This is a genomic window from Nostoc sp. UHCC 0251 (genome assembly GCF_034932245.1).
Taxonomy (GTDB): Bacteria; Cyanobacteriota; Cyanobacteriia; order Cyanobacteriales; family Nostocaceae; genus Nostoc.
In genome coordinates this window covers 59765-81236 of the sequence record NZ_JAYGHD010000002.1, presented here as the reverse complement: position 1 = coordinate 81236, position 21472 = coordinate 59765, and the positions used below count along the sequence as shown (strand labels likewise).

General features: G+C 39.1%; 17 protein-coding genes. 7 read left to right on the top strand and 10 right to left on the bottom strand.

Annotated elements, in window-relative coordinates:
• Window positions 1-130 precede the first annotated feature (130 nt).
• The 5 genes from VB740_RS00720 to VB740_RS00700 form a co-directional block, all read right to left on the bottom strand.
• Window positions 131-346 (bottom strand): hypothetical protein, encoded by a 216-nt coding sequence (locus VB740_RS00720; protein ID WP_323198189.1) that lies wholly within the window; start codon window positions 344-346, stop codon window positions 131-133.
• A gap of 282 nt (window positions 347-628) precedes the next feature.
• A complete protein-coding gene (locus VB740_RS00715) occupies window positions 629-931 on the bottom strand; it encodes a hypothetical protein (protein WP_069069453.1) in 303 nt (100 codons plus the stop codon).
• 472 nt (window positions 932-1403) lie between these two features.
• The gene (locus VB740_RS00710; RefSeq protein WP_323198188.1) at window positions 1404-3182 is read right to left on the bottom strand and encodes a bifunctional 3'-5' exonuclease/DNA polymerase; all 1779 of its coding nucleotides are present in this window, start codon (window positions 3180-3182) and stop codon (window positions 1404-1406) included.
• A 228-nt stretch (window positions 3183-3410) separates the two neighbouring features.
• On the bottom strand, window positions 3411-3953 hold the full coding sequence (locus tag VB740_RS00705) for a hypothetical protein (protein ID WP_323198187.1): 543 nt from the start codon (window positions 3951-3953) through the stop codon (window positions 3411-3413).
• Between the two features lie 107 nt (window positions 3954-4060).
• The gene (locus VB740_RS00700; RefSeq protein ID WP_323198186.1) at window positions 4061-4759 is read right to left on the bottom strand and encodes a hypothetical protein; all 699 of its coding nucleotides are present in this window, start codon (window positions 4757-4759) and stop codon (window positions 4061-4063) included.
• Between the two features lie 130 nt (window positions 4760-4889).
• Between VB740_RS00700 and VB740_RS00695 the strand changes: the two genes are divergently transcribed.
• The 3 genes from VB740_RS00695 to VB740_RS00685 all read left to right on the top strand — a co-directional run bounded on the left by VB740_RS00695 (window position 4890) and on the right by VB740_RS00685 (window position 8009).
• Window positions 4890-5198, top strand: a complete 309-nt coding sequence (locus VB740_RS00695) for a hypothetical protein (protein ID WP_323198185.1) — start codon at window positions 4890-4892, stop codon at window positions 5196-5198.
• Window positions 5199-5309: 111 nt separating this feature from the next.
• Window positions 5310-7277, top strand: a complete 1968-nt coding sequence (locus VB740_RS00690; protein WP_323198184.1) for a M23 family peptidase — start codon at window positions 5310-5312, stop codon at window positions 7275-7277.
• Between the two features lie 3 nt (window positions 7278-7280).
• Window positions 7281-8009, top strand: a complete 729-nt coding sequence (locus VB740_RS00685) for a hypothetical protein (protein ID WP_323198183.1) — start codon at window positions 7281-7283, stop codon at window positions 8007-8009.
• Between the two features lie 115 nt (window positions 8010-8124).
• Here the strand turns inward: VB740_RS00685 and VB740_RS00680 are convergent, their stop codons facing one another.
• On the bottom strand, window positions 8125-8682 hold the full coding sequence (locus VB740_RS00680) for a GNAT family N-acetyltransferase (protein WP_323198182.1): 558 nt from the start codon (window positions 8680-8682) through the stop codon (window positions 8125-8127).
• A gap of 195 nt (window positions 8683-8877) precedes the next feature.
• Entirely contained in the window at window positions 8878-9744 is an 867-nt protein-coding gene (locus VB740_RS00675) for an oxidoreductase (RefSeq protein ID WP_323198181.1), read from the bottom strand.
• Between the two features lie 144 nt (window positions 9745-9888).
• Between VB740_RS00675 and VB740_RS00670 the strand changes: the two genes are divergently transcribed.
• Window positions 9889-10785 carry a LysR family transcriptional regulator gene (locus VB740_RS00670; RefSeq protein ID WP_323198180.1) on the top strand — a complete coding sequence of 299 codons (897 nt, stop codon included), beginning with the start codon at window positions 9889-9891 and terminating at the stop codon, window positions 10783-10785.
• A 50-nt stretch (window positions 10786-10835) separates the two neighbouring features.
• Here VB740_RS00670 and VB740_RS00665 read toward each other — a convergent pair whose 3' ends face one another.
• Window positions 10836-11942 carry a DUF5895 domain-containing protein gene (locus VB740_RS00665; RefSeq protein ID WP_323198179.1) on the bottom strand — a complete coding sequence of 369 codons (1107 nt, stop codon included), beginning with the start codon at window positions 11940-11942 and terminating at the stop codon, window positions 10836-10838.
• 181 nt (window positions 11943-12123) lie between these two features.
• Here VB740_RS00665 and VB740_RS00660 point away from each other — a divergent pair, with 181 nt between their 5' ends.
• The 3 genes from VB740_RS00660 (at window position 12124) to VB740_RS00650 (ending at window position 14483) form a co-directional block, all read left to right on the top strand.
• Window positions 12124-12357: a hypothetical protein gene (locus VB740_RS00660; protein WP_323198178.1), complete on the top strand. Its 234-nt coding sequence runs from the start codon at window positions 12124-12126 to the stop codon at window positions 12355-12357.
• Between the two features lie 128 nt (window positions 12358-12485).
• The gene (locus VB740_RS00655; RefSeq protein WP_323198177.1) at window positions 12486-14348 is read left to right on the top strand and encodes a type IV secretory system conjugative DNA transfer family protein; all 1863 of its coding nucleotides are present in this window, start codon (window positions 12486-12488) and stop codon (window positions 14346-14348) included.
• A 9-nt stretch (window positions 14349-14357) separates the two neighbouring features.
• Complete coding sequence (locus VB740_RS00650) at window positions 14358-14483, top strand: hypothetical protein (protein WP_323198176.1); 126 nt, start codon at window positions 14358-14360, stop codon at window positions 14481-14483.
• Window positions 14484-14508: 25 nt separating this feature from the next.
• Here the strand turns inward: VB740_RS00650 and VB740_RS00645 are convergent, their stop codons facing one another.
• Both VB740_RS00645 and VB740_RS00640 read right to left on the bottom strand, forming a co-directional pair.
• Window positions 14509-18213: a helicase-related protein gene (locus VB740_RS00645; protein WP_323198175.1), complete on the bottom strand. Its 3705-nt coding sequence runs from the start codon at window positions 18211-18213 to the stop codon at window positions 14509-14511.
• A complete protein-coding gene (locus tag VB740_RS00640) occupies window positions 18203-21352 on the bottom strand; it encodes a hypothetical protein (protein WP_323198174.1) in 3150 nt (1049 codons plus the stop codon). Before VB740_RS00640 ends, VB740_RS00645 begins: the two co-directional genes overlap by 11 nt.
• Window positions 21353-21472: the final 120 nt, after the last annotated feature.

Below are 21472 nucleotides of genomic sequence, written 5' to 3'. Positions count from 1 at the left end.
TAAGCTGCACCCACCGCTTTTTGTGGCATGGTGCAAGGGCAAGGATAAATCGGGTATGGGGTGGGAATTTAACGAAAATACGGGATTATATCATCCGGCAAGTTAGTATTTTTATTATTTTCAAATCTTCTCAAAAGGAACCATTCAAAGCTTCATTTCCCCGTGGCATATTGACATTTTGAGCCTTAAAAAGTATTTTAAAAGCAATATCTTTGCCTGACTGCCTCAACACTTGCAGATAAGCAACAGCATCATCACGTCGGCGGAATCTTTTCACAACAATATTTTCTTGATTGGGAATATCACGGACAATACACCACGGTTTTAATTGCTCAGAATAAGTCATATTCTACCCCTTAAAAATGCTGTAAAATAACCATGCTTGCTATGTGCTTTTAAATCGCCAATATTTACCTTAAACGAGGAGGTATACTCAAAGACAGGTCAAATTGATATTGACAATTAGAATTATGCGTGCATTAGATTTATTGGACAGATATATAGCGTTCCGACTGGAATGAAATCTTGTGTACTGAGTCTGAAAACCTTGCAGGACAAAGTTTTTGTTTTAAAAACCTTTCTGTAATCAAACCGGATTGCTATATGTAGAATAGAAATGTTATTGAGATCAAGGCGAATGAGTCAGACATAGCAATTGCCAAAGTTGTTCGGGAACTTCTTCAAAATGTTCCAGTAAAAAGTCCATGAATGCCAAATGTCGTAAATCATTAGGCTGAGGATAGCGTCTAAATTTACCTTGCTTAAACCAACCTCTGACCGTAGAATCGGAGCGACAGCATATTAAGGCAATTTGTTCATAACTCACATCCCATTTGGCATAAAATTCTTCTGGTTTCATACCAAATTCCCAGTGACTGTAAAGTGAAATTAGATGAATTTCTCTTGCCCCTAAAATCCGGGGGTTAGACATTGATGCACCTCAAATATGTAAATATTGAAACTCATTTTTTACATCAGGTATTTGTCAGTCACAGAGTTTATAGACACACCAATAAACCCAATTAAGCGGGTTTTAAACTCTTGATTCACTCTAAATCTGCGTAAGCAGATATAGTTAAAATAGTTCCGTTATTTATAATGGCTAGAATACCGATTCAGGAATAGCCCAAAATAGTGGATAGGGTGCAATACGCTTGGCTTAAGCCTTTTTTCCCCCCCTGCTTCCCCTGCTCAAGAACAGCCCGCCCCAACAGATAAATGTCCTTAACTAAACGGTATTGGGATAGGGCGGGGATAGTGCTTCGGATCAAAAACGAAACGCCCTCTAACCACATTTTTGCACGAGCTATACTGTGAGGAGGGCAATTGAGTTTTTGACAAATCTTCTCAGAATAGCTTGACTGCAAATCCAACTTCAGTCGTACTTGGCAAGTTGGGATAGTTCACCAGCTATTTGATATTTTAATATCTATAACAACTGGAATAGGACTGAGAAACTTTTGGGCAGCAGCAACCATACAATTGTGTAATATATGGCTAACTTGGTCAACTTCAGTCTCTGGACATTCCAGTACAATTTCATCATGTCTTACACAGATGAGTTTTGTTCTGAATTTAGCTAAGGTCGTTGAAAGTTTTACCATAGCTAATTTGTTGATGTCGGCATTTAAACCTTGTACTGGATGGTTAAATAGCTCTGATAGTCGGGGCTTGTTTACCCATCTCCGTCGTCTGTTTGCTAGTGTACGACTTTCCTTAATGCCTTGGATGTATTTACGTTTGATGTTTTCATGCCACCTAGCTATTCCAGGATAAGCTTCAAAGAATCGTTGACTGAAAGCTTTTGCTTGCTCTAATGTCATTGCCACCCCATATTTTACTTGGGCGTAAATTTGGAGTTTGGCAGCGCCCATACCGAAAATCAATCCAAAGTTTATTGCTTTTGCTAATCTGCGGTCTTCGTCAGTCACTTCATTGATATATTTTCCAGTTACTAGAGATGCTGTTAATCGATGTAAGTCAGCCCCCTGGCGATAGACTTGGCACATCTTTGTATCACCACTAAGCCGAGCCATAATTCGTAGTTCTATTTGGGAGTAATCGGCTTTGATAATTTTATAGCCAGGGGCAGCAATGAAGCAGCTACGGGCTGCTTCATCACGGGGAATATTTTGTAGAGGTGGTTTGCGGCAAGAAAATCTACCGGATTTTGCTCCTAATTGATAATAGTTGGGATGAATTCTCCCAGTTTTGGGGTGGATATGCTGGGGTAGTTTCTCGGTAAAAGTGCCGATAATTTTGGATAGACGGCGGTAATCTAGCAATGCTTGAATTATGGGATACTGTGCAGCTAAAGAAACTAATTTACTTTGATTAGTTGAGTTGATTTTGATACCAATAGCTTGGAGAGCAGCCAAAACTTGCTGAGGTGAATTCGGGTTTACTGCATCTGTCAGTTCTGGCAGCAATGACATCTGAGAACTAGCAATACGGAGTTGCTTGAGTTGGCTTAAAGCATCTGTTTTTTCAGCTTCTAGTTTTGCACCCAGTATCTGCCATCGGGACAAGTCAAATAGCATTCCGTTAAGTTCCATTTGAGCTACAACAGGCATACACTGAAATTCCAGTCGGGCAATTTTGAGTAACTTTGCCTGGTTTAACTTCTTGAGGAGAATTGGGTAAAGGTCAAGTAATATGGCAGCATCTACGGCAGCATAGTGCAATTGAACCTTGGTAAGAGGTTTACACCAATCGCTGATTTGTTGAGTTTTATCTAGTTGAAGGTGTAGTAGCTTTTTAACTATATTTTGTAAAGATGAGCTTGTTTTTAATCCTGCGGTTAGAACTTTATAAGCAAGTTGGGTATCAAAGAATTTACCGGAGGGTTGAAGTCCTGCGAGTGTGAGAAATTGCCAGTCGAACTTGGCATTATGTGCAATTTTGACAGCAGAGTTACAGAGCAGTTTTTTGAGCAGTTGGCGATCGCTTTTGGGAATAGCTGGTAAATCAATCAGCACTACTGGATGGTTTGGTGCAGCTATTTGAATCAGTCTAATAGAATCAGTTAGAGGGTCAAGTCCTGTTGTTTCACAATCTATGGCTAAAACCTCTGCCTGAAACAGACCTTGGAGAGCAGAATTAAGAGTTGAAACATTGGAAACAAGAGTATATTTTGGGGTAAAAATACTGGAAATATTTGTATTTATTAAGCTTGTATTCATAATAAATTAAATTTGAATTTCTCACCTAGAAGCGATAGCTTGTATATCTAGAAACTTCAAAATATTTAGTTTTTTACAAAGATTTCAAAACCTATTAAAGAGAGGTAATACTATAGCGGTGTGCAGTTGAGGGAGATACAAAAACTTTGCTGTAAGATTATACAGCAAGTACTTTTGTCTTCTCATCCGAGCGATAACCGCCATATCGATATTCCTCTCTTTATATGATTAACTGACTTTACGTTTACCTGTTTTTGCAATGTTAGAATGCTGAATATTCTCTCGAACAGATGTCAAAGCAGTAGGAGCCAATTCTCTAATAATGGGTGTGACAATTTCTGGTGCCAGTTCTAAACGATGCTTAATCTGTGCTTGCAACCAGGCTAAAGGAACACTTTTACTGTTGACTTTTTGTTTGATAATTAAGTCAGGATTGGATGTTGAAGCTTTTTTTATGGCAGTAGCAATTTTTCTGGCTGTCCGTAAATCAATTTTGTCTACATCAATGCTAATAAAGTTGTCTGGTTGAGGTTTTGGTTTTGATGTAATACGGTTAGTTGATTGATTTTTATTTTTCAACTTGAGAGATTTCTTAATATCAATAGATTCCAGGTGTAATTTTTCAGATGTTGTGTTTTCGATGTTGACTGTAAATTTCTGCCACAGATGGACTATTCCCACAACGAAATCAACGACCATCACAACGGTATATAAGGCTGTAATTCCAATGATGAGATGATTTAAAATCTCTTGAATTTCTTGAGTATTCATGATGACTAACTTGAAAATTTATGTTCATAATTAAAGAAGCGATCGCTTCCATTTAACAGAAAAATCCTCAGATGAAAATTTGAATAGACTGAGGATTTTTTTAAAATTCAGAACAAGCTAATTTGCACAGTTGAATTTGATGAAGGTTTAGGAGTTGGAGTGCTTTGGATTGAGTCTAAGTTAGACTTGGTATTGACATGACGCTTACCCCATCCCTCTTGTGCTGCGTGTTTAACTATGCTGCGTCGAATTGACCTGCTAAGATAGTTGAATTCATTTTTTACCTGATTAAAATGAATGATGCGATTATTACTGGCATTGCTCGTATCACCATCACCTATAAATTCATAAAAACTCTTGCAACCCTTTGGTAATTTATTGTATTTGGTTAAAACTTCATTACCTACCCAAAGATAAAGGTCAGTGTAGTCCCTATGCAGAGGTGCTTCGTAAGTTGCAGGCATCATGTAGGTAAGAACTTCTGTGGCTGTGCTGGAAACACCAACCTGATCTTGTTCGTATTCAGTGAAGATAAGTTCTAATCGCTCCTGAATACAAGCAAACTTCAGCCATTGGGGAATCGTATCACTCCAAGGACTGCGATGAATTACCAATGGCCCTGCAAGGTAGCGAACATGGTGTAGGGAAAATTCAGCTATTTCTAAAAGGCTTGCTAATAATTCTTTTGGTGTATTTAAACTTGCCAGAACTTGCAGCATTTTTCGGGTGTTGTCTGGCAGTTTGGTACTATTACCATCACTAATTTCTGCCATTATTTCTGGTGAAATTAAATTCATTTGTTCCATTTGTCATCTCGATATGAGCGCATCACCAAAAATAGCCAATCGGCTAAAAAATTAATGTCCAATAGGTGAAGGCTGATACTAGATAAATCTTTTTATGCTGGCATTGATACAGCTTTTTTAGGTAATGCCAATGAATAACGAACCTACAATTAACCAAAATCTTGATACTGACGACAGTAGTAATTATCAGTCTGGCAGTGGCTATCAATCTGAAGGTTACGGTGTTGAGCAATTAAGTTCTGGAGATAGTAGTAATCCCTTGCAAGCAGACCAATTTAGGGATGGTTATCAAGAGAATATTTTTGAAATCAATCTTGGGGATACACCTTACACTGAATCGGCTGCTAATCCCAATCCTCAATTACCAGGATATGGCTCTGGCTCCGGTTACAAGTCTAAGAAAAGTCAACAGTCAGCATCGCCAGAGCTAGAGTTATAAGTCATATTTCTACTGATAACTATACCCCACAAGTAACAAAAGAATGGTTTGCATTAAATAAATTACTTTGCTTATTGGGGTATAGTTGCTGTCATTTTTAAACCTAAAATTATGAAGATACCAAAAGCATGGATATCTCTTCTGATTGTCATTGCTTGTATTATTTATAGTATCGCTACACAAGCTACAATCAACACATTTGGTGATGGCAATTTACCGACTCGAATTGTAGAAGTTGCAAATCCTCAGTCTCGACTACCTGCTACTAAAGTTTTGCTCCCAGACTGGAGCCGCATTTCTCTGGGCCAGCTACCAGGTATCAGTCAATCCGGTGCAATTGATGGCAGTCCCTACAGCCAGACGCTAGGTTATGACTTGAGTCGCACTTGGAATGTGGGTATGACTCCTGACCAATATTTGAAGTTAGGAGATATCAGTGAAGCATTACAAGCAGAGGAGTTTTCTTTGCAGGCGATCCAGGCGATCGCTCTACGCACAGTACCAGAGGCGAACACAGACATTGACAGTATAGATTTAAACAAAGTTGCCTTGAGTGAATTTCCCCTGATTGGGGAGCAGACATTAAGCCATTTAGCTCAGGTTGTTCCAGAATTAGCTAAGACACAAGTAAACAATATTACACCTGTTGCAACCTTACTAAAATCAAAGGGAATTGCTGCATCTAATTTAACACTAGCTCAGGTACTAACACAGTATGAAGTTGGGCAAATGAAGCTGGGACAAATCAACTTGTCAGAGTTTTCTATCTCTTCAATTCCTAACTTAGATGCAGTACAGCTACAACAATTTACAGGTTGGATGAATAGCAATGTTTCGGATATTCCTGGTTTGGGACAAGTACCTTTAGGATTAATGCCTAATCCCATCACTGAAATTGGTAGCTTAGTAATGCGGATTGATGTAGTTTATGGGCCAGCAGAAAACCGCCGTAACAATACGATTTCTGGTTCAGACGTGCAAGGGTTTTCTGTGCCTTGTACTGAAAAAAACTGCGCTTACTTAGAATTGGATGATTTGGAGAATACAGGTCGTAGCGATCGCAGTAAGTTAGAAGGTAAACAGTGGATTTCCGGTAAATACCAAGAAGTCGAGGGTGGGCGGGGTATCCTGAAAGCAGTGAATAACGGTCGGGAACCAACAGGAAGGCTACCATTTGGTAAAGCTTTTAAAGTGGTGGTAATGGAGCCGGATGAAACCACTGATACGGTAGATACGGCTTTGTTCTTTCGGTTCTGTGCTTGGCGAATGGGTTGTACACCTTATTTTATCGGGCCTGTTCCTTTTTTCAGCTACAAGGTTAACTCCCTGATATTTGTAGGCAATTTGAGTGAACAGAGGACAAATACTGCATCTTTACCAACTGGAGCGACAAGAGAGCCTAAAGCTAGCACTACCAACGGTACTGGAGTAAGAGAGAAGATTAATCCATGCGCGTTCAGCAATGGTAGTCGGTCGATAACAGATCAATCACTCTCTGGTATTGATTTGCGATCGCTCTCAAATGCGATCGCGGAAATTGAGAGCGCTGGTAGCGGCGATTACAAAGCAGTTGGCATACATACCTGTGCGGATGGGGGTTTAAATTGTGGTCGCGCTCTCGGTCGCTACCAGTTCATGAGTTATAACCCCTATGCAGTGAAGTTAATTGCTGCCAAGCCTGGAGGTCAAGAGTTTCTGAGTCAAGTGGAGCAAGGGCATCAAGCAACAGAGGCTGAACTATTTGAGTTTTTTCCTCCAGCTGACCAAGATAGGGCATTTATGGCTGATATGGCTAACAAAATTCAAGTGACACAAGAGCAAATCGATCCGGCTACAGGACAGCCATTTACGGGCGATCGCCTAATTGAACGAGTGGCTCAAAAGCATTTTGGTGGTGATTACAGCAAAGTTGATGGAAATGGCTCAGATGCCCTCGGTCGTCTCAGTCTCAAAGATTACGGCAAAACCACTTTAGCTAGTTATCGCAACAGTAATAGCGATAATGGAACGCTGACCTGTTCTCCCAATGTAAATTCTGGCTACATCAGCACTGCTAAAAATACTGAAAATGGGAGGTAGAGGATGACAGATTTATCTAAAACTTCTATTACCTTACCCCATGAGATAAAAGAAATACTGGATACTGAGTTGCATTCAAAAATACACTTTGGGCAAACAGGGGAAGGAAAGGGAGTTTATTCTGACTCCGCCTCCCCTACTCAGTCTCAACCACTGAAGACAACTGCATATCAATTACCAGCACCGACTATGAGGGTACGCTACTGGATTCATTGGTTTCGCATTGGTTTGGGCATCTTTTTGTTGCTGTCGATTCTCATGAGCTTAGGGGGCTGTAGCTTAAATGCGGCAACCGTTAGTTGGAACAAAGCTGCTAATGTTGTGCCTGCTACAGTCGTTGAACAGGTGATTGTAGAAAATACAGAGTTGGATTCCAAAGTATCTGCTAAAAATATACTGGCTTGGAGTGTGGAAGGAAAAGACGGTAGGTTCGCAGTTTTCAACTTGAACACGCCTGATGTCTGTGGTGCTTTGGGATGTCTGTATACTGGTTACTGGCTCAGAAAGGACAAACCAATTACTCAGGTATTCTTGAGTTACTTGAATCCCAATCTGCCACCAGATAAGCATTTGTTGTCAGTGGGAGAGAACCGAGGTCAGGCATTACCGTGCATTAAGGTACTGCAAACCGAGCAAGAGCAGCTACGTCAATTGAATTTTTGTTTCAATGGCACTGGCTATCAACTTGCTGATAGTCAGCTTTTCACTAATAGTAAAAATTCCCAAAGTTGATCAATCAAAATCTAGAATAAAACTCTGCCATAGTCATCTAAGCTACGGCAGGGTACCAATAACCTTGATACGGTCGGGTTCATGGGCGTTGTTATGCCGCGCAAACTTGCATCAATTAAATTGGGCGTTCCCAAGGTTCACTGTACTGCCGATAACCAACCTGCTGGAACGCAGAGATCATCCGCACATTATCAACGGTCGTATCGCAAAATACTTGCCAGACTCCGACCTCTTGTAATATTCGTGTTCCCCTAGACAGCAGATCGTTCCCAAAACCAAGCCCTCGATACTCTGGCACAACTCCCATATAGTAGATTGTTCCTTCCTCTAAATCCGCTTTGGCACATCCTGCAAAGATGACCGGAAGTACAAACCCTACAATCTCCCCTGCTTCGTTTATTCCAAACTGCCACCATTCATCTTGATACGAGAAGTCTTCGCTTGCTGAATTCAAAAACATCTCAACCGCTGCATGAAAATCAGGTTCTGCCGCTCTTTGTCGATCGCTGGCATCAACTGATTCAGCCATTACCCGTGCAACAGCTGAAATGAATCGATCGTCTTGCAACGCTTTGACTGGCTCAAAGGTCAACCGAGGCGAAATTTCAATCAACGGTTTCGGCTCTTCCCAAACAAAAGGCACTTTCAGAAAGGTTTGCTGACTCATAGGCATCGATAATCTGTGAACTTCACTGACTATACTACACAATACTACAAAACAGATATCGCCTTATTGCCGAACGCTCACGAATTACTTCTAGCTACTGCCCTCACTCAGGATTCAGCGGCATAACTATTATTTCTACCGATTAATGGGCGTATGCACCGTTTAATAACTCGCTCAGAGGTTGGCTACCCAACGATTACCTCACTGTTCCTTATCTACATAATCCGTACTTACAGTAACCTGCTGCCAAGCATCCAAATCCGTTTTGACCCATTCCAGTTTTTCCTGAATCAGGCTCATGGCATCGGTGCCTAATGCCAGTCGCATCGGTGGATGAGGATTTTCCACAGCTTTAATGATGGCTTGCGCTGCCGATCGTGGATTGCCAGGTTGCTTACCATCCATCTCTTTGAACCACTGCAATGAAGCACCGCTCACGGTCGCATAAGCATCAATGGAAAGTTCTGCTGCTGCCAGAGAGCGTCCGTTAAAATCTGTGCGAAATGCCCCAGGTTCAATTAAAGTGACCTTAACTCCAAAGGATTCAACCTCCTTAGCCAGGGCTTCAGACGTACCTTCCAGAGCAAATTTAGCGCCACAGTAGAGGCTGCTTCCACCAAATCCCACTAATCCTGCTGTGGATGACATATTGACAATGTGACCGCTGCCTTGCTGACGCATCACAGGCAAGACTGTTCGCATCAGACGGAGCGCCCCAAAGAAGTTGGTTTCAAAAAATCGGTGAATATCAACATCACTGACTTCTTCGAGTGCGGCAATGAGTCCATGTCCAGCATTGTTGACCAGCACATCAATTCGACCAAATGTAGCGATCGCGGTATCAACTGCTGCTTGTATGTCTTGAGACGATGTTACATCCAAACGTACAGCCTTTGCGGTTTCTGGATAGTGTTCAATCAAAGCGCGAAGTTGCTCTGGTTGGCGAGCAGTAGCTAGCACTTCGTCGCCCTTCTTCAACACCGCTTCTGCTAGGGCCCGTCCGAACCCTGTTGAACATCCTGTAATCAACCAAACTTTAGGAGCGACACGATTTTTGTCTCTTGTCATTTGTTTTCTCCAATACAAAAACGATGAGATGCGGGATCGGCGCAACTGCAATTCTGTAACTTACTTTCCACATTAAGCAGCCTGAATAAATATGTCCAATATGATTTTTGTCTTAGACTAAGACTTAAAACGTATTAATTGACAATGGAACTTCGACACTTGCGTTACTTCGTGACTGTAGCTGAGGAACTTCATTTTGGTCGCGCCGCGCAACGACTACAAATCGCTCAACCGCCACTCAGTCAACAAATCCGTCAACTCGAACAAGAACTCGGTGTCGAGTTGCTGTATCGGACAAAACGAACAGTCCGACTTACTGAAGCAGGACTTGCCTTCTTACAGCAGGCACGGCAAATTCTAGTGCAATCTGAGCAAGCGATTGAGGTAGCTCAACGTGCAAGTCGAGGTGAAGTGGGTCGTTTAGCGATTGGATTTGTTGGATCTGCCACGTATAGCCTGCTGCCTGCTGCCGTGCGGTCATTTCGCCATCAGTTTCCTGATGTCCGTTTGATGCTGCATGAAATGACCACGACCGAGCAAATTGAAGCACTGCATGACGATCGCATTCAGCTTGGCTTTATTCGTCCGCCCATCAGCGATGACGAACTCAGCGTGGAAACGGTTTTACAAGAATCGTTCGTCGCTGTATTACCAGAAGCACACCCGCTTGCGACTCAAACACAACTATCATTAGCATCACTTGCCGAGGAGTCCTTCATTTTATCTCCACGTCATCTAGGAAGCGGCTTTTACGATCAGATTATCCGTTTGTGTCAACAAGCAGGATTTATTCCTCAAGTAACTCAGGAAGCGACTCAGATGCAAACTATTGTCAGCTTAGTGGCAGCGGAATTAGGGGTTGCGCTTGTCCCAGCTTCACTCCAGAATTTGCAACGAGCAGGGGTCGTCTACAAACCGCTCGAAGACCAAACGCTCTATGTCAAGTTAGCAATTGTTTGGCGAAGTGCAAACACCTCGCCCGTGCTACACCAATTTCTAGCGCAATCAAGAGCCGTTACACGATTTAAGCAATGCTGTTGAGGCTTATCAAAACGCTTGTACTCCCCCAATTCATAGATGCGCCCATTGGACTATTCCTCATCATCTAGTTCATCGTCTTCCTCCTCAAAATCATCATCGTCTAACTCAGCTTCCAAATCGTCGGTTTCATCGAGGAAGTCGTCATCGTCAATAAGTTGAATTTTGCGAGGTGGCTTGGTCGCTGGTTTGGATTTACGAACGCTTTGAGTTTTGTTCCTATTTTTATTTGGTGGCAATACTTCTACGTCTACAGATACCGATTCTCCCGGTAAAGCAGGTAGGGCTTGAGGTTCATTAAAACCAGCGATCGCATCATGTTGTTGCCAAATTAAGGCTTTAGCTGTGGGTTGACCCAAATAAAATTGAGACAGATTTTCAACGGTGGGTTTGGTATAATCTACAGTCTTACAACAGTCGTGTTTATTCTTACCTTCGCCCTCTTTGACAGCTTTGAACTCGACTGACAGCACACCTAAGCTACGCCACCTATCGTTTTTGCCACTAAATGGCACTTGGAAATAGTCAGCAAAGGTTTTCTCCAAAGAACGGTAAAATTCCTCACGCACCGACTTAAAACTCCAGAGAGCTACATTCTTAAAGCGGACAACGACAGGAGTAGTATGCAGGGGTTGATTATCCTCATCTAGAAACACCAGTGCATGTTCTGAACACACATCCATTGTTTTCTTGTCAAGGTTATGTTTGTATTCATCATAAAGCCCAACAAAAGAACCACCTAAGTCTTCAACATCTGATTTATAACGGATATACTCTGGCACAAAAGCTAAAACTAGTAAACGTGCTTGAGTAATTAAGAGTCCAGTAACATCTTCAGTTAGGGTGACAATGGTTAGGTCGTCCTCCTGTGGCATATCAAGCCAGCCAGCCTTTTCTAGCTGATCTTCTGGAATCAGAAGTCCGGCAGGTTTGTCATTAACGACAATGCCGTAAGGCAGTAACGGTCGTCTAACTTGGTTATAACTGTCGCTGAGAAGTTCTGGGTCAATATCGTCAATATCAAGGTCTGACAATTGAGTGTTAGGAGCTTTAGATTTAGCTGCTTGAGTTTTGGTATTAGCTTTGGGATTAGAAGCAGCAGTTTTGGCAGTAGATTGATTGGAGCGATTAGAGTTGTTTGAAACCCTAGATTTAACCATTGGAGTACATAAATATGATTGCCCAACGCATGAGGCGTTAGCCTCAAAACTTATTTACCAATCGTTGTTTATGAGGCAATTACTCTCCACCACAGATTTAAATTACGCCATAAAATAAAGTATCTTGAATGCTAATTTACAGACTAGCGAAAATATAGATGAGGATGACAGGAGGTTAATCATGAAATTATCACCATTATATGTGCAGTGGGAGCAAGAGGCTCAAAAGCAAGGGCAACCTATGATTGTGGAAAATTTACTAACAGTTCGATTTGGTACGCTAGATGAACAATTAGCCACAATTATTCACCCTATTCTAAAGCTACCTTCACAAGAGTATGCTTCTTTACTGTTGCAGTTATCGAATCTCTCACGTGAGGATTTATTGGCCAGATTTAACAGCAACCACTCATAAAGATGTCCTGTATCTGAAACTCCTCTAAAAATAGAGTTTCTAACACCTCTAAAAAAAATGTCCAAAAGGTCAATACCCTAGCTTTCACTTGGTAGCTAAAATTTCTGCTAAATGCATACTTAACTGCTATGAACATTTACCAAAAAAATCTACCACACAACCAGATTACTGCTAACTCAACATTAATTGAAGTGTCATCCTTTCAAACACCTCTGGCTAGCATTGACTTTGGCAAGTTGTTTCAACAGTATAACAATCCCCAAGGTTGGATGATGGTAGGTGGAATACTGTTCGTTATACTGTTGTTGCAAATCAGTGGTACTGGTAAGGGAAAAATCACCACTGGTAAAGTCTCTGGTATCAGTGAGAAACTAGCAGCAACTAACCTAGCACTCAAGCAAATCAAGGAGCATAAACACAATAAAGTTACCCTATGGTCTGGTACTCCTCGCTATTGGGTAAAAGGGAAGTGGCGATCGCTAATTACTAATCTGCAAACAATGTTAGGTGCATCTCCTACAGTTTGGTTTCCCAATGCCGAAAGGGGAACACTGGTAATAGGTGCGCCTGGGTCTGGTAAAACCTACTCAACCATAGACCGGATGTTAGAAAGTGCGATGCAGCAAGGTTTTCCGATTTTACTCTACGACAAGAAGGGCGACCAACTACGACTTCATGCACCCCTAGCTGCACGTTATGGCTATAAAGTACGAGTATTTGCCCCCGGTGAACCCTTTAGCGGTGTGATCAATCCTTTGGATTATATGCGTGATGCACGCGATGGGGTAATGGCAGGGGAAATTGGACAAGTGATTAACCGCAATGCTTCCAGTGGTGGTAAAAGTGATGAGTTCTTTGCTAAAGCCGGGGACTTGTTAGCTAAAGCACTTTTACAGTTAGTTAAGGGTTCACCTTACCCAGATATGGCGATGCTTTATGCGGTGCTGCGGTTGCCAAAACTTGTACAGCGTCTTGACCATGCGGTACAGTCCAAAAGGTTGGATGAATGGGTGGCGACTTCATTTATTCAATTTTTGAGTGCCAAGGATGCAGAGAAGACTATTTCGGGGATTTTGACCACAGCAGCAGGTACTTTCTCATCTTTCATTCAAGCTGACTTGCTGAGGGCATTTATAGGGAAATCGGATATTCCCACTAAGCTTGAAGGTAGAGAAATGGTGGTGTTCAAGCTAGATGATGAACGCCGCAGTGTGGTTGGGCCTCTGCTGGCGGCTGCAATGCACTTGATGATTGTTGGAAATTTGAGCCGTCCCCGCAAAGATCCGTTGATTATTTCTTTGGATGAATTGCCATCAATTAAGCTGGACAGATTACCACAGTGGATTAATGAATATCGTTCTAATGGTGCCTGCTTTATTCTCGGTATCCAAAGTTTAGAGCAACTTTATGATATTTATGGAGATAAGATGGGAAGTGCGATCGCTTCTGCTTGTAGTACTCATGTTTTGTTCAATCCTGGTAACTACAAAACGGCTGAGGATTACTCAAAGCGTTACGGTGAGAAGGAAGTGCTGATTAAAAATCGTACCACAGGGCGATCGCTTGGCGGACAAATGAGCCGTTCAATTAGCTGGAGTGAGAATTTACAAAAAATGCCTGTAATCAGTGCTGACGAAATTTTGAAATTTCCTCAAGGTAAGTGCGTAATTACCAGTCCTGGTTATAGTTCCGAGGGACAAGCTTCTATTCCCTATCCTTTAATTATTCCCGTGTCCAAAGCCGATGAAAAACGGGCGCATGATAGTGAAGCTCTTTGGGATACACAAGTTAAACCTGCTTTAGAAAGTCAGGTGATAATTCCTGATATTAAAACGCTAACACAAGCATTACATGAACGGATTGAGTCAGCCGCGCGGATGTTGCCATTACCAGAGGAAGATGTAGCACCTGCACAGGAGTCTAGTAGCAGTGAAACTGATGTTTTAGAAAATTTTCCTAACCGAGTTTATCAAACACCAGGATTGCAGTAAATCTTGACAATGCTCTTGTTAGCAAAGCTGACTTTTGACGGGATGGGGAAAAAGGAACTGGTTCGTGTATTTATTGATCGCAATCATGCGATCAGCCGCTGTGGGCGACGGACAATAATTTTACTGGTGGAGTAGCCAAAACTATCTAACTCAATCTTACTTATTGTGAGAGAATTAAATTGAGAATATTCATTTCTTTCGATTGAAATATTTGATTTTCATTAAATAAGCTTTTTCTCAATTTATCCATCACAGCACTATTAAAGACTACATAGGGAATATTTTGATAATTAGAGTCAATTGGCAAAATATTGTATGCTAAAGCCAGTGTATAAACATACTTAGCCAAAATATCTCTGAAAGATAGATTAGATACTATTCTCTCATTTTCAAAATAATCTTCAAAAGCGTGGAATGAGATAAAGGTCTGTATAGGCAAGGCGTAATAACGCTCTGATGAACGTGAAGTCTGACTTAGTTTTTGAGAACGTTCTAACTCACTAAAAAGTGTTCTTGCTAAGTCTATTAGGGAATAAGCAGCACTAGTAATTTGTTTTGGATACTTCCCAGATTTGACCAAAAGTCCAAGCTTCTTGATAAAGTCTTCATTCCGCTCAGGGTCAATAATTTTTTCTAAATCGATATAATTGGTTTCCTTTACCAACTTTTCTGATAACGGTACAATTAGCAAACTTCCTCTGACATATGTTTGCTCAATCGGTGGAAGATTAAGTAATTTATCAAGACTAGTCTCCATTTGTGATAAAACGTGAAAGCCTATTGAAAAATAGGATACTTCTTGATTTTCCGAGAATGATTCTTTTTGAAAATAAGGAATAATTTCGGTTTTTTGAACAGAAAGCAATTCATATAAAGTATGCTCGATATCTCGTAACAAGCTATCTTCAGGTTGCTTTTTAAACTCCTTACGGATTTCTCTTAATAAAGTAGCCAATGAGCCAATAAAGGTTTCTCCCGCTTGGCTAATTGATTTACCACCAATAGGAATAATAACATATCCCTCTCTACCTATTTGTCCTGAACCCACAATTCTGGTCATAATAGAGGCTTTGAGAATAATCAGAATATTTAGTACATTCAAGCAAGCCTCTTGCAATGAAAGATTTGCAAGTTTTTCAGATTCATCAGCACTTAAACGGTTTCCGTCCTCATCAAGTTTTTTAGGGTAATATATTGCTTTATCAGATAAGTAAAAAGTCAAATTTTTATCGCCTTTATCTAGTTCACCTCCTCTTCCTCGGTAAATTACTTGTATTATTTCCATTAAGTTTTGCTCAATTTGGAAACCAGGAATTTGTACCAGAATATATTTAGTATTAGGGAAAGACAAGCCACGAGATGCTGAAGCAGTCATAAAGACTACTTTTATTTGTTCTTGATTTTGATATCTCTGAATCTCAGCTTCTTCCCTATCTGACAAACTAGCGTGTATTTCCAAATACTCTTGATATAGCTTAAAGCTCGGTCTTTCTTTGGAAATATTAGTAATTAATTGCTTAAGGCTATCTTTATTTTGAATATAAACTATAATTTGACCATCATTAGCTTTCAGTAGCTTCAAAATATCACTTTTTATTTTTTCAGCAACATTAGCATCTAACTTGAAATTGTCATCTGCAACTTTTTCTGAGTTTAATGATTGTATAAACACTTCATAATTAATGGTAAGCTTGTCAGCAGGATAGGAATTTGCATTAATTAGAGTTGCCGGCTTACTTAAAAAATCAAATTCTTCAATTGATAAACATTGACCCATAGAATCTGCAACTTGCCTAACAAATATTTTGTCCCCTTGAACCTGGTTGTTAGCAAGATGACTGTTAACTACGTCTTGTATTGTCAGTGATGCGTCAGCAGTAATTACCTTTATATTAAAGCCATATTCAGGATTTAATAAATCATATTCTTCAATAAACTCTAAAATGCCATGCAAAAAAGCTACTCCTTCTTGGGAACCAGTAATTTCGTCAATCATAATGAAAATATTTTTCATACGATTAGCGATTGCTTTCATCCTGTTTTTGATAATTCCAGGTGGCTTGCTTGAGGAATTATAAGCACTGCTAAATATTCTACTGAAATGCTTTAAAGTATTACCGTAGCGAGTTTCCTTAAGTGATTGAATTGACGCAGTAGCAACAATATTGTTAGGTAAATCAGGATTAATAATACAGGTGTGAATCGCTTCACATAAACTTGCTAAGACTCCAACTTGGTTACGTCTCTCCACTTGTATCAAGTTATCTGCATATCTAACCAATTCACTTGAAAGCTCAAATGGATTGTCTTTTAAAGTATTAGCATCTAAGAATTGAACCTGTCCTATTAAATGATTTCCGTGAAGTTTATTGCTATGGTATTCAACAGCATAGCGCCCTTTTGCATAATCAATTATTCTTTTGTTTGTATTAATACAAATCAAATTATTGTCAAATAATTTTAGGTCTGGTTTTTCTCTAAACTTCTCGATAATATCCCTGTTTACCTGAATACGAGGACTGATATATATCAGGAGCGAACCTTCATTTAGCTGTTTAATAATTTGCTTTGCAACTGCTGTAGTTTTACCAATTCCGGGATTTCCGGTCAAAAACAGAAATGCTATTCTAGAATCTGTAAGCGCCCGATGTATTAACTCTGCATGAGCATCTCTGAATTTTGTTTTTGTTATTTGTAGGGATTGCTTTACTGATTCAGGTACAATACCAGCCGTATTAAAGAAGTGTTTTTCCGCCTCAAATACTTCAATATTTTGGATGTGGCTTATTGTATCCTTTTTGGCTTCAACTATATCTTTAACGAACCTTCTACCATCCTGAAAGTTTCTAGCCGCGTTGCTTTTAATAACTTCAAGTACTTTGCTGCGGCTCTCATTAATATCTTTGAAACTTTTATCTTTGTAGATTTTGTAACAAGTTTTTAATATTTCCAGGCTATCTTGACCATCATCTTTTTCTTTAGTGAGGGTAATGCCATTAATCATCCTGTCACTATACCCAAAACAGTTAAACTTCACTGGGTCAGTGGAGGATATTTTACCTGATGATAGTAAAAATTTATAAAAACTCCAGGCGTAACTACAGGCTTGGATAACCTTAACAGCTTCTTTATCTTTCGTCTTGAAAGCAGAGAAGTATTGCACCAATTCCTTGGAGTAAATCTCGTTAAACTTATTGTCCTTATCGCTACTATTACCAGTATCTATACCAAGTCCACAAAAGCTAGATTTGGAGCGCACATAGTTCAACTCGGTACGCAATGAATCTTGTAAAGTTTGGATATTATTTAAGTCAGTTACAGAATTAATAGCTGAAGTGGTAAAGGTGGATAGGTCTACAGTCAAGATTCGATATTTACCCAAATACCGAGTCAATAAGAGGGTATCAGCTTTCAGAAATTCACCAGTGTCTTTGTAGCGAATAATATCTACATTTTCAAATCCCTGGCTCTCCAAAATTTCTTTGTAGCAAACTATTTCATCTCTGTCTAAAATACCAAAGGAGTTGTCACCGTAGAAGTCACACTGAAAATAAAGAATTTCTATTTTGCTTTTATTACGCCAGCCAGTTGCTTCTATATACTCTCTAATAAAGCTATAGCCAGAAGTCCAGCCTTTTTGAATAAACAACTTTACCCAGTCTCCTATAATCTCTTTATGAGATTTATCTATATAATTCTTGGTAATAGCTTGTTGTATTTTATGTAAATATAAACTACTTAACGGTTTTAGATAAACATCGTCATAGGAATGTTGAAACTTGGAGTGTTGAAAATAAGTTAGGATGCCGATATTAAAGCTTATTTCAAATACCCGACCTAAATTAATGCCTAAATCATCTGCCATAAAGCGCACTCCTGATGCTAGTCAAAAAGGCTAGGTTATTAAATTTCACGTTTCTATTTGAATAGGTGTAAGTAGAGATTGTACCGATACCTTCATCTCCAATTAGCTTACTGTAAGGATTCAGCTTAAATGCTATATTTCGGTTAACTTCATATCTAGAAAAATGAAATAAAGTAATGTACTGCACAATAGCTTGTTGCAAAGGTGAATTTTTATCCAGAAGACCTGCCATGATATCTCTGGTATCAGCAACATCATAAATATTTAATAAAGTGCTATAACAAACTACACTATTAAAAATTGTGCGCTGTTCGTCTACAGAACGTCCTGTAAAAAGGTTAAGAAATACTCTAGTTTGTTGGCTTTTATCTTTAGATAACTTTTCTAATTCTTCAGTATCAGGAATGTAAAAAGAATCAACTGTTCCGCGAGTAAAATTTAGGGCAGGATAAGTATCCATAAATATTGGATACAGCTTAATATCTGGTTTGCCTTGTTTAAGATACTGGACTACACTCTGAGACATAAAGAATAATGAATCTGGGTCGGATTCCAATTTAGTTATACCCAAGCTTCTACTATATGGAGCCTTGGCTATATATAAAAAATGTTGATACCCTTGCTGGTAAAGCTTGCTAATTTCATCTTTAATAATCTCTGGCTGCGTATATATTTTCGAGTGTGGTTGATTATCAGCAAACGTTTTGATAGTTTCAATTTTTACTGCTGTATCAGATACTTTATTAATGACAATGATTTCACCATAGATATTAGAAATTCTGGCTGTTTTGTCTTTCTCATCCCAAACAGCATCACTCAACCAGCTAGAAACTACTATAATTGCTAGTTTATCCAGTTGAGGTTGATAACCTCCTTTAAACTCAAAAGTTTTGGGGACTAAACCGTACATTGATGACAAAGCATTTTTGACCCGAAAATCAAAATCTGCTGGTTTATATTCTTTTTTTTGCGTTTTATTATATTTATAATTTTTAAGATTAATTCCTTGAGTATCGGCCAGACAATCTCTGCGTAAAATATGTGCTAATGCCTTCGAGAAAGAATTGAGAAATATTTCATCTTCTGTCGTATCTTGAATATCTTTTAAATGCAATCTAACAATTGGGATAAACAGTTTTTCATTGACAGGCTGGCTCTTGAGACTGATTTGCTCTCGACAAATATTGATACACAAGTAAGTTAGTAAAGTAAATACTTGCCTATATATTCTTGCTGCTGGGGATTGACTATTGTTAAATATAATCTCTCTGGCTGGCTTAGGTCTCCAGTAAACAGCAATAAGTTTTTGTGATTCATAATATTTTTCATATAAGGCATGGTTTTCCCATTCCTTTGTTTCGGGATTGGAAGCAATAGGGTAAAATACGACTGGTAATACTTTAATTCCTGTAGTGTCATATTTCATTGAAAAATTTTGTTTATCGCTATCTGTGAAATAGCGGACATCATCAAAAGTAAAAGTGACAGCCAGCGAGGTAAGAGATTGCAAATTAACAGTAGGTTGCACAACCTCAATATACCCTAAAGCCTCTCTAGCTTTTGCTTTGGCTTGTGATTGGTTTTCTTGGTTTAGATCAATTTTAAAAAAATTACGAGACTTGAGAATTTTTGCAGCAGTTTTATTGAGAATAGCTGTGTTAATACATAGTTGAACTGGTTTAGAGAAAGGAGGTAATATTTCTTTCTTTTTAAGAAAAGTTTGTAACAGATTTTTTAAAGATGCTAGCTTCTGTCTAACTTGCCAGCCATCCTGATTCAATATTAAATTTCTGATGTTGCATAGTACACTTTTTACTTCATCATCAGAAGTAGCACCTGGTTTTAATTTGTTTAAAACATCTATCTCAAACTTAGGAATAGGGTTATAATCTTTATCAGCTACTTTGCCATCTTCATCGACGGCAAAAATAAAATAGTAGAGACAAGCAATAATTAAAACCTTTGTTTTAAAGTTTTTAGATTTAACTGGATCTTGCAATTGCTCTTGATGCCGCTGACTTGTAGGATCAAGTTCAGTCATATAGTAATCAAGTACAGATTTTTCATCATAAGCATTTACGGAACCATTCAGCTTTAGCCTCAACCCCAAATTAAATTCTTTAATGCCTTTTTCTTTATCTATGCTTTCGCCTATCACTCCTTCGTACTCAGGGACGACAGGCAACTTATCAAAAGCATCTGCTTGAGAAAAAGCTGTCCTAAGACTAGTCGCTGTCTCTAATAAATAACTAACTTCAAAATGTGTATTATCTAAATTTGGTTCGTTAATGTAATCTGATAACAACCTCAACCGATTAATTAAAGTCTCTAAACATTCAAAACCTTCGGTGTTAGAGTTGGGTATATTAGTTTTCGCACATTCTACTCTCAAATAATCCAGATAGTCTATTTTGATATCACGTAACAGTCTGGGTAGAGATTCCGTATCTACGATTCTTCTAAGTTCAGTTAGTTCAGACTTTTCTCGTTGTGATAGTTCTGTTAAAAGTTCCGTCACTTCTTGCCAATCGTCGGTATCAGGAGTAGCTATTTTATCTATATAAAGCCTAATGCTCTCTAACAACTTATTATCGAACTGCGATATGCCTTCAAATCTGACATTCAAATGATGAGCCTTGATGACTGACTCACCACCTTTACGCCTTTCTTCAGCCAAACTATTTTCAATAGTTAAGCGCTGAGATGTAAAGCTAGAAGGCTTATTAAAAGGATAGGTAAATGGTAAAGATGACTGATTATCATTAAAATCAGACAATGAGCTACAAATATTTTCTAAGCAAGCTTGGGTTTGATTTTGTCCACAAGCATCATCAAGTTGTTTTCTTAATTCATCTCTAATGGCTTGAATTTTAGAGTAAAACTCTGTCTCTGAAATAAAATTGACAGTTGCAGCTTTAACACCTACTTCTTTGTTTAAAGTATTTAGTGGTTGCTGGTTTGAATTAATAGCAATTTCATATGCAAGTTCATAAGCAGATATCCGTAGTTTATTTTTATCTGGAGATAACTTAAAAATTTTCTTTCTCTGAATTAATGGTATAATTTTGTCAAGCAGCGGAATGTAGTTTAATTGTGCTAAGGGATTGGAACTTTCCTCAAAAGTATGTTTTGATGTCATTATGCAAGTATATTTAAGATTAAGTGTTTTAACTCGCGCTTATCAGGTGAATTATAGTATAAATGTATTCAAATGAGCAATTGAGGGCAAAAATAGCGAGCTTGCCACCATCTGCCATGC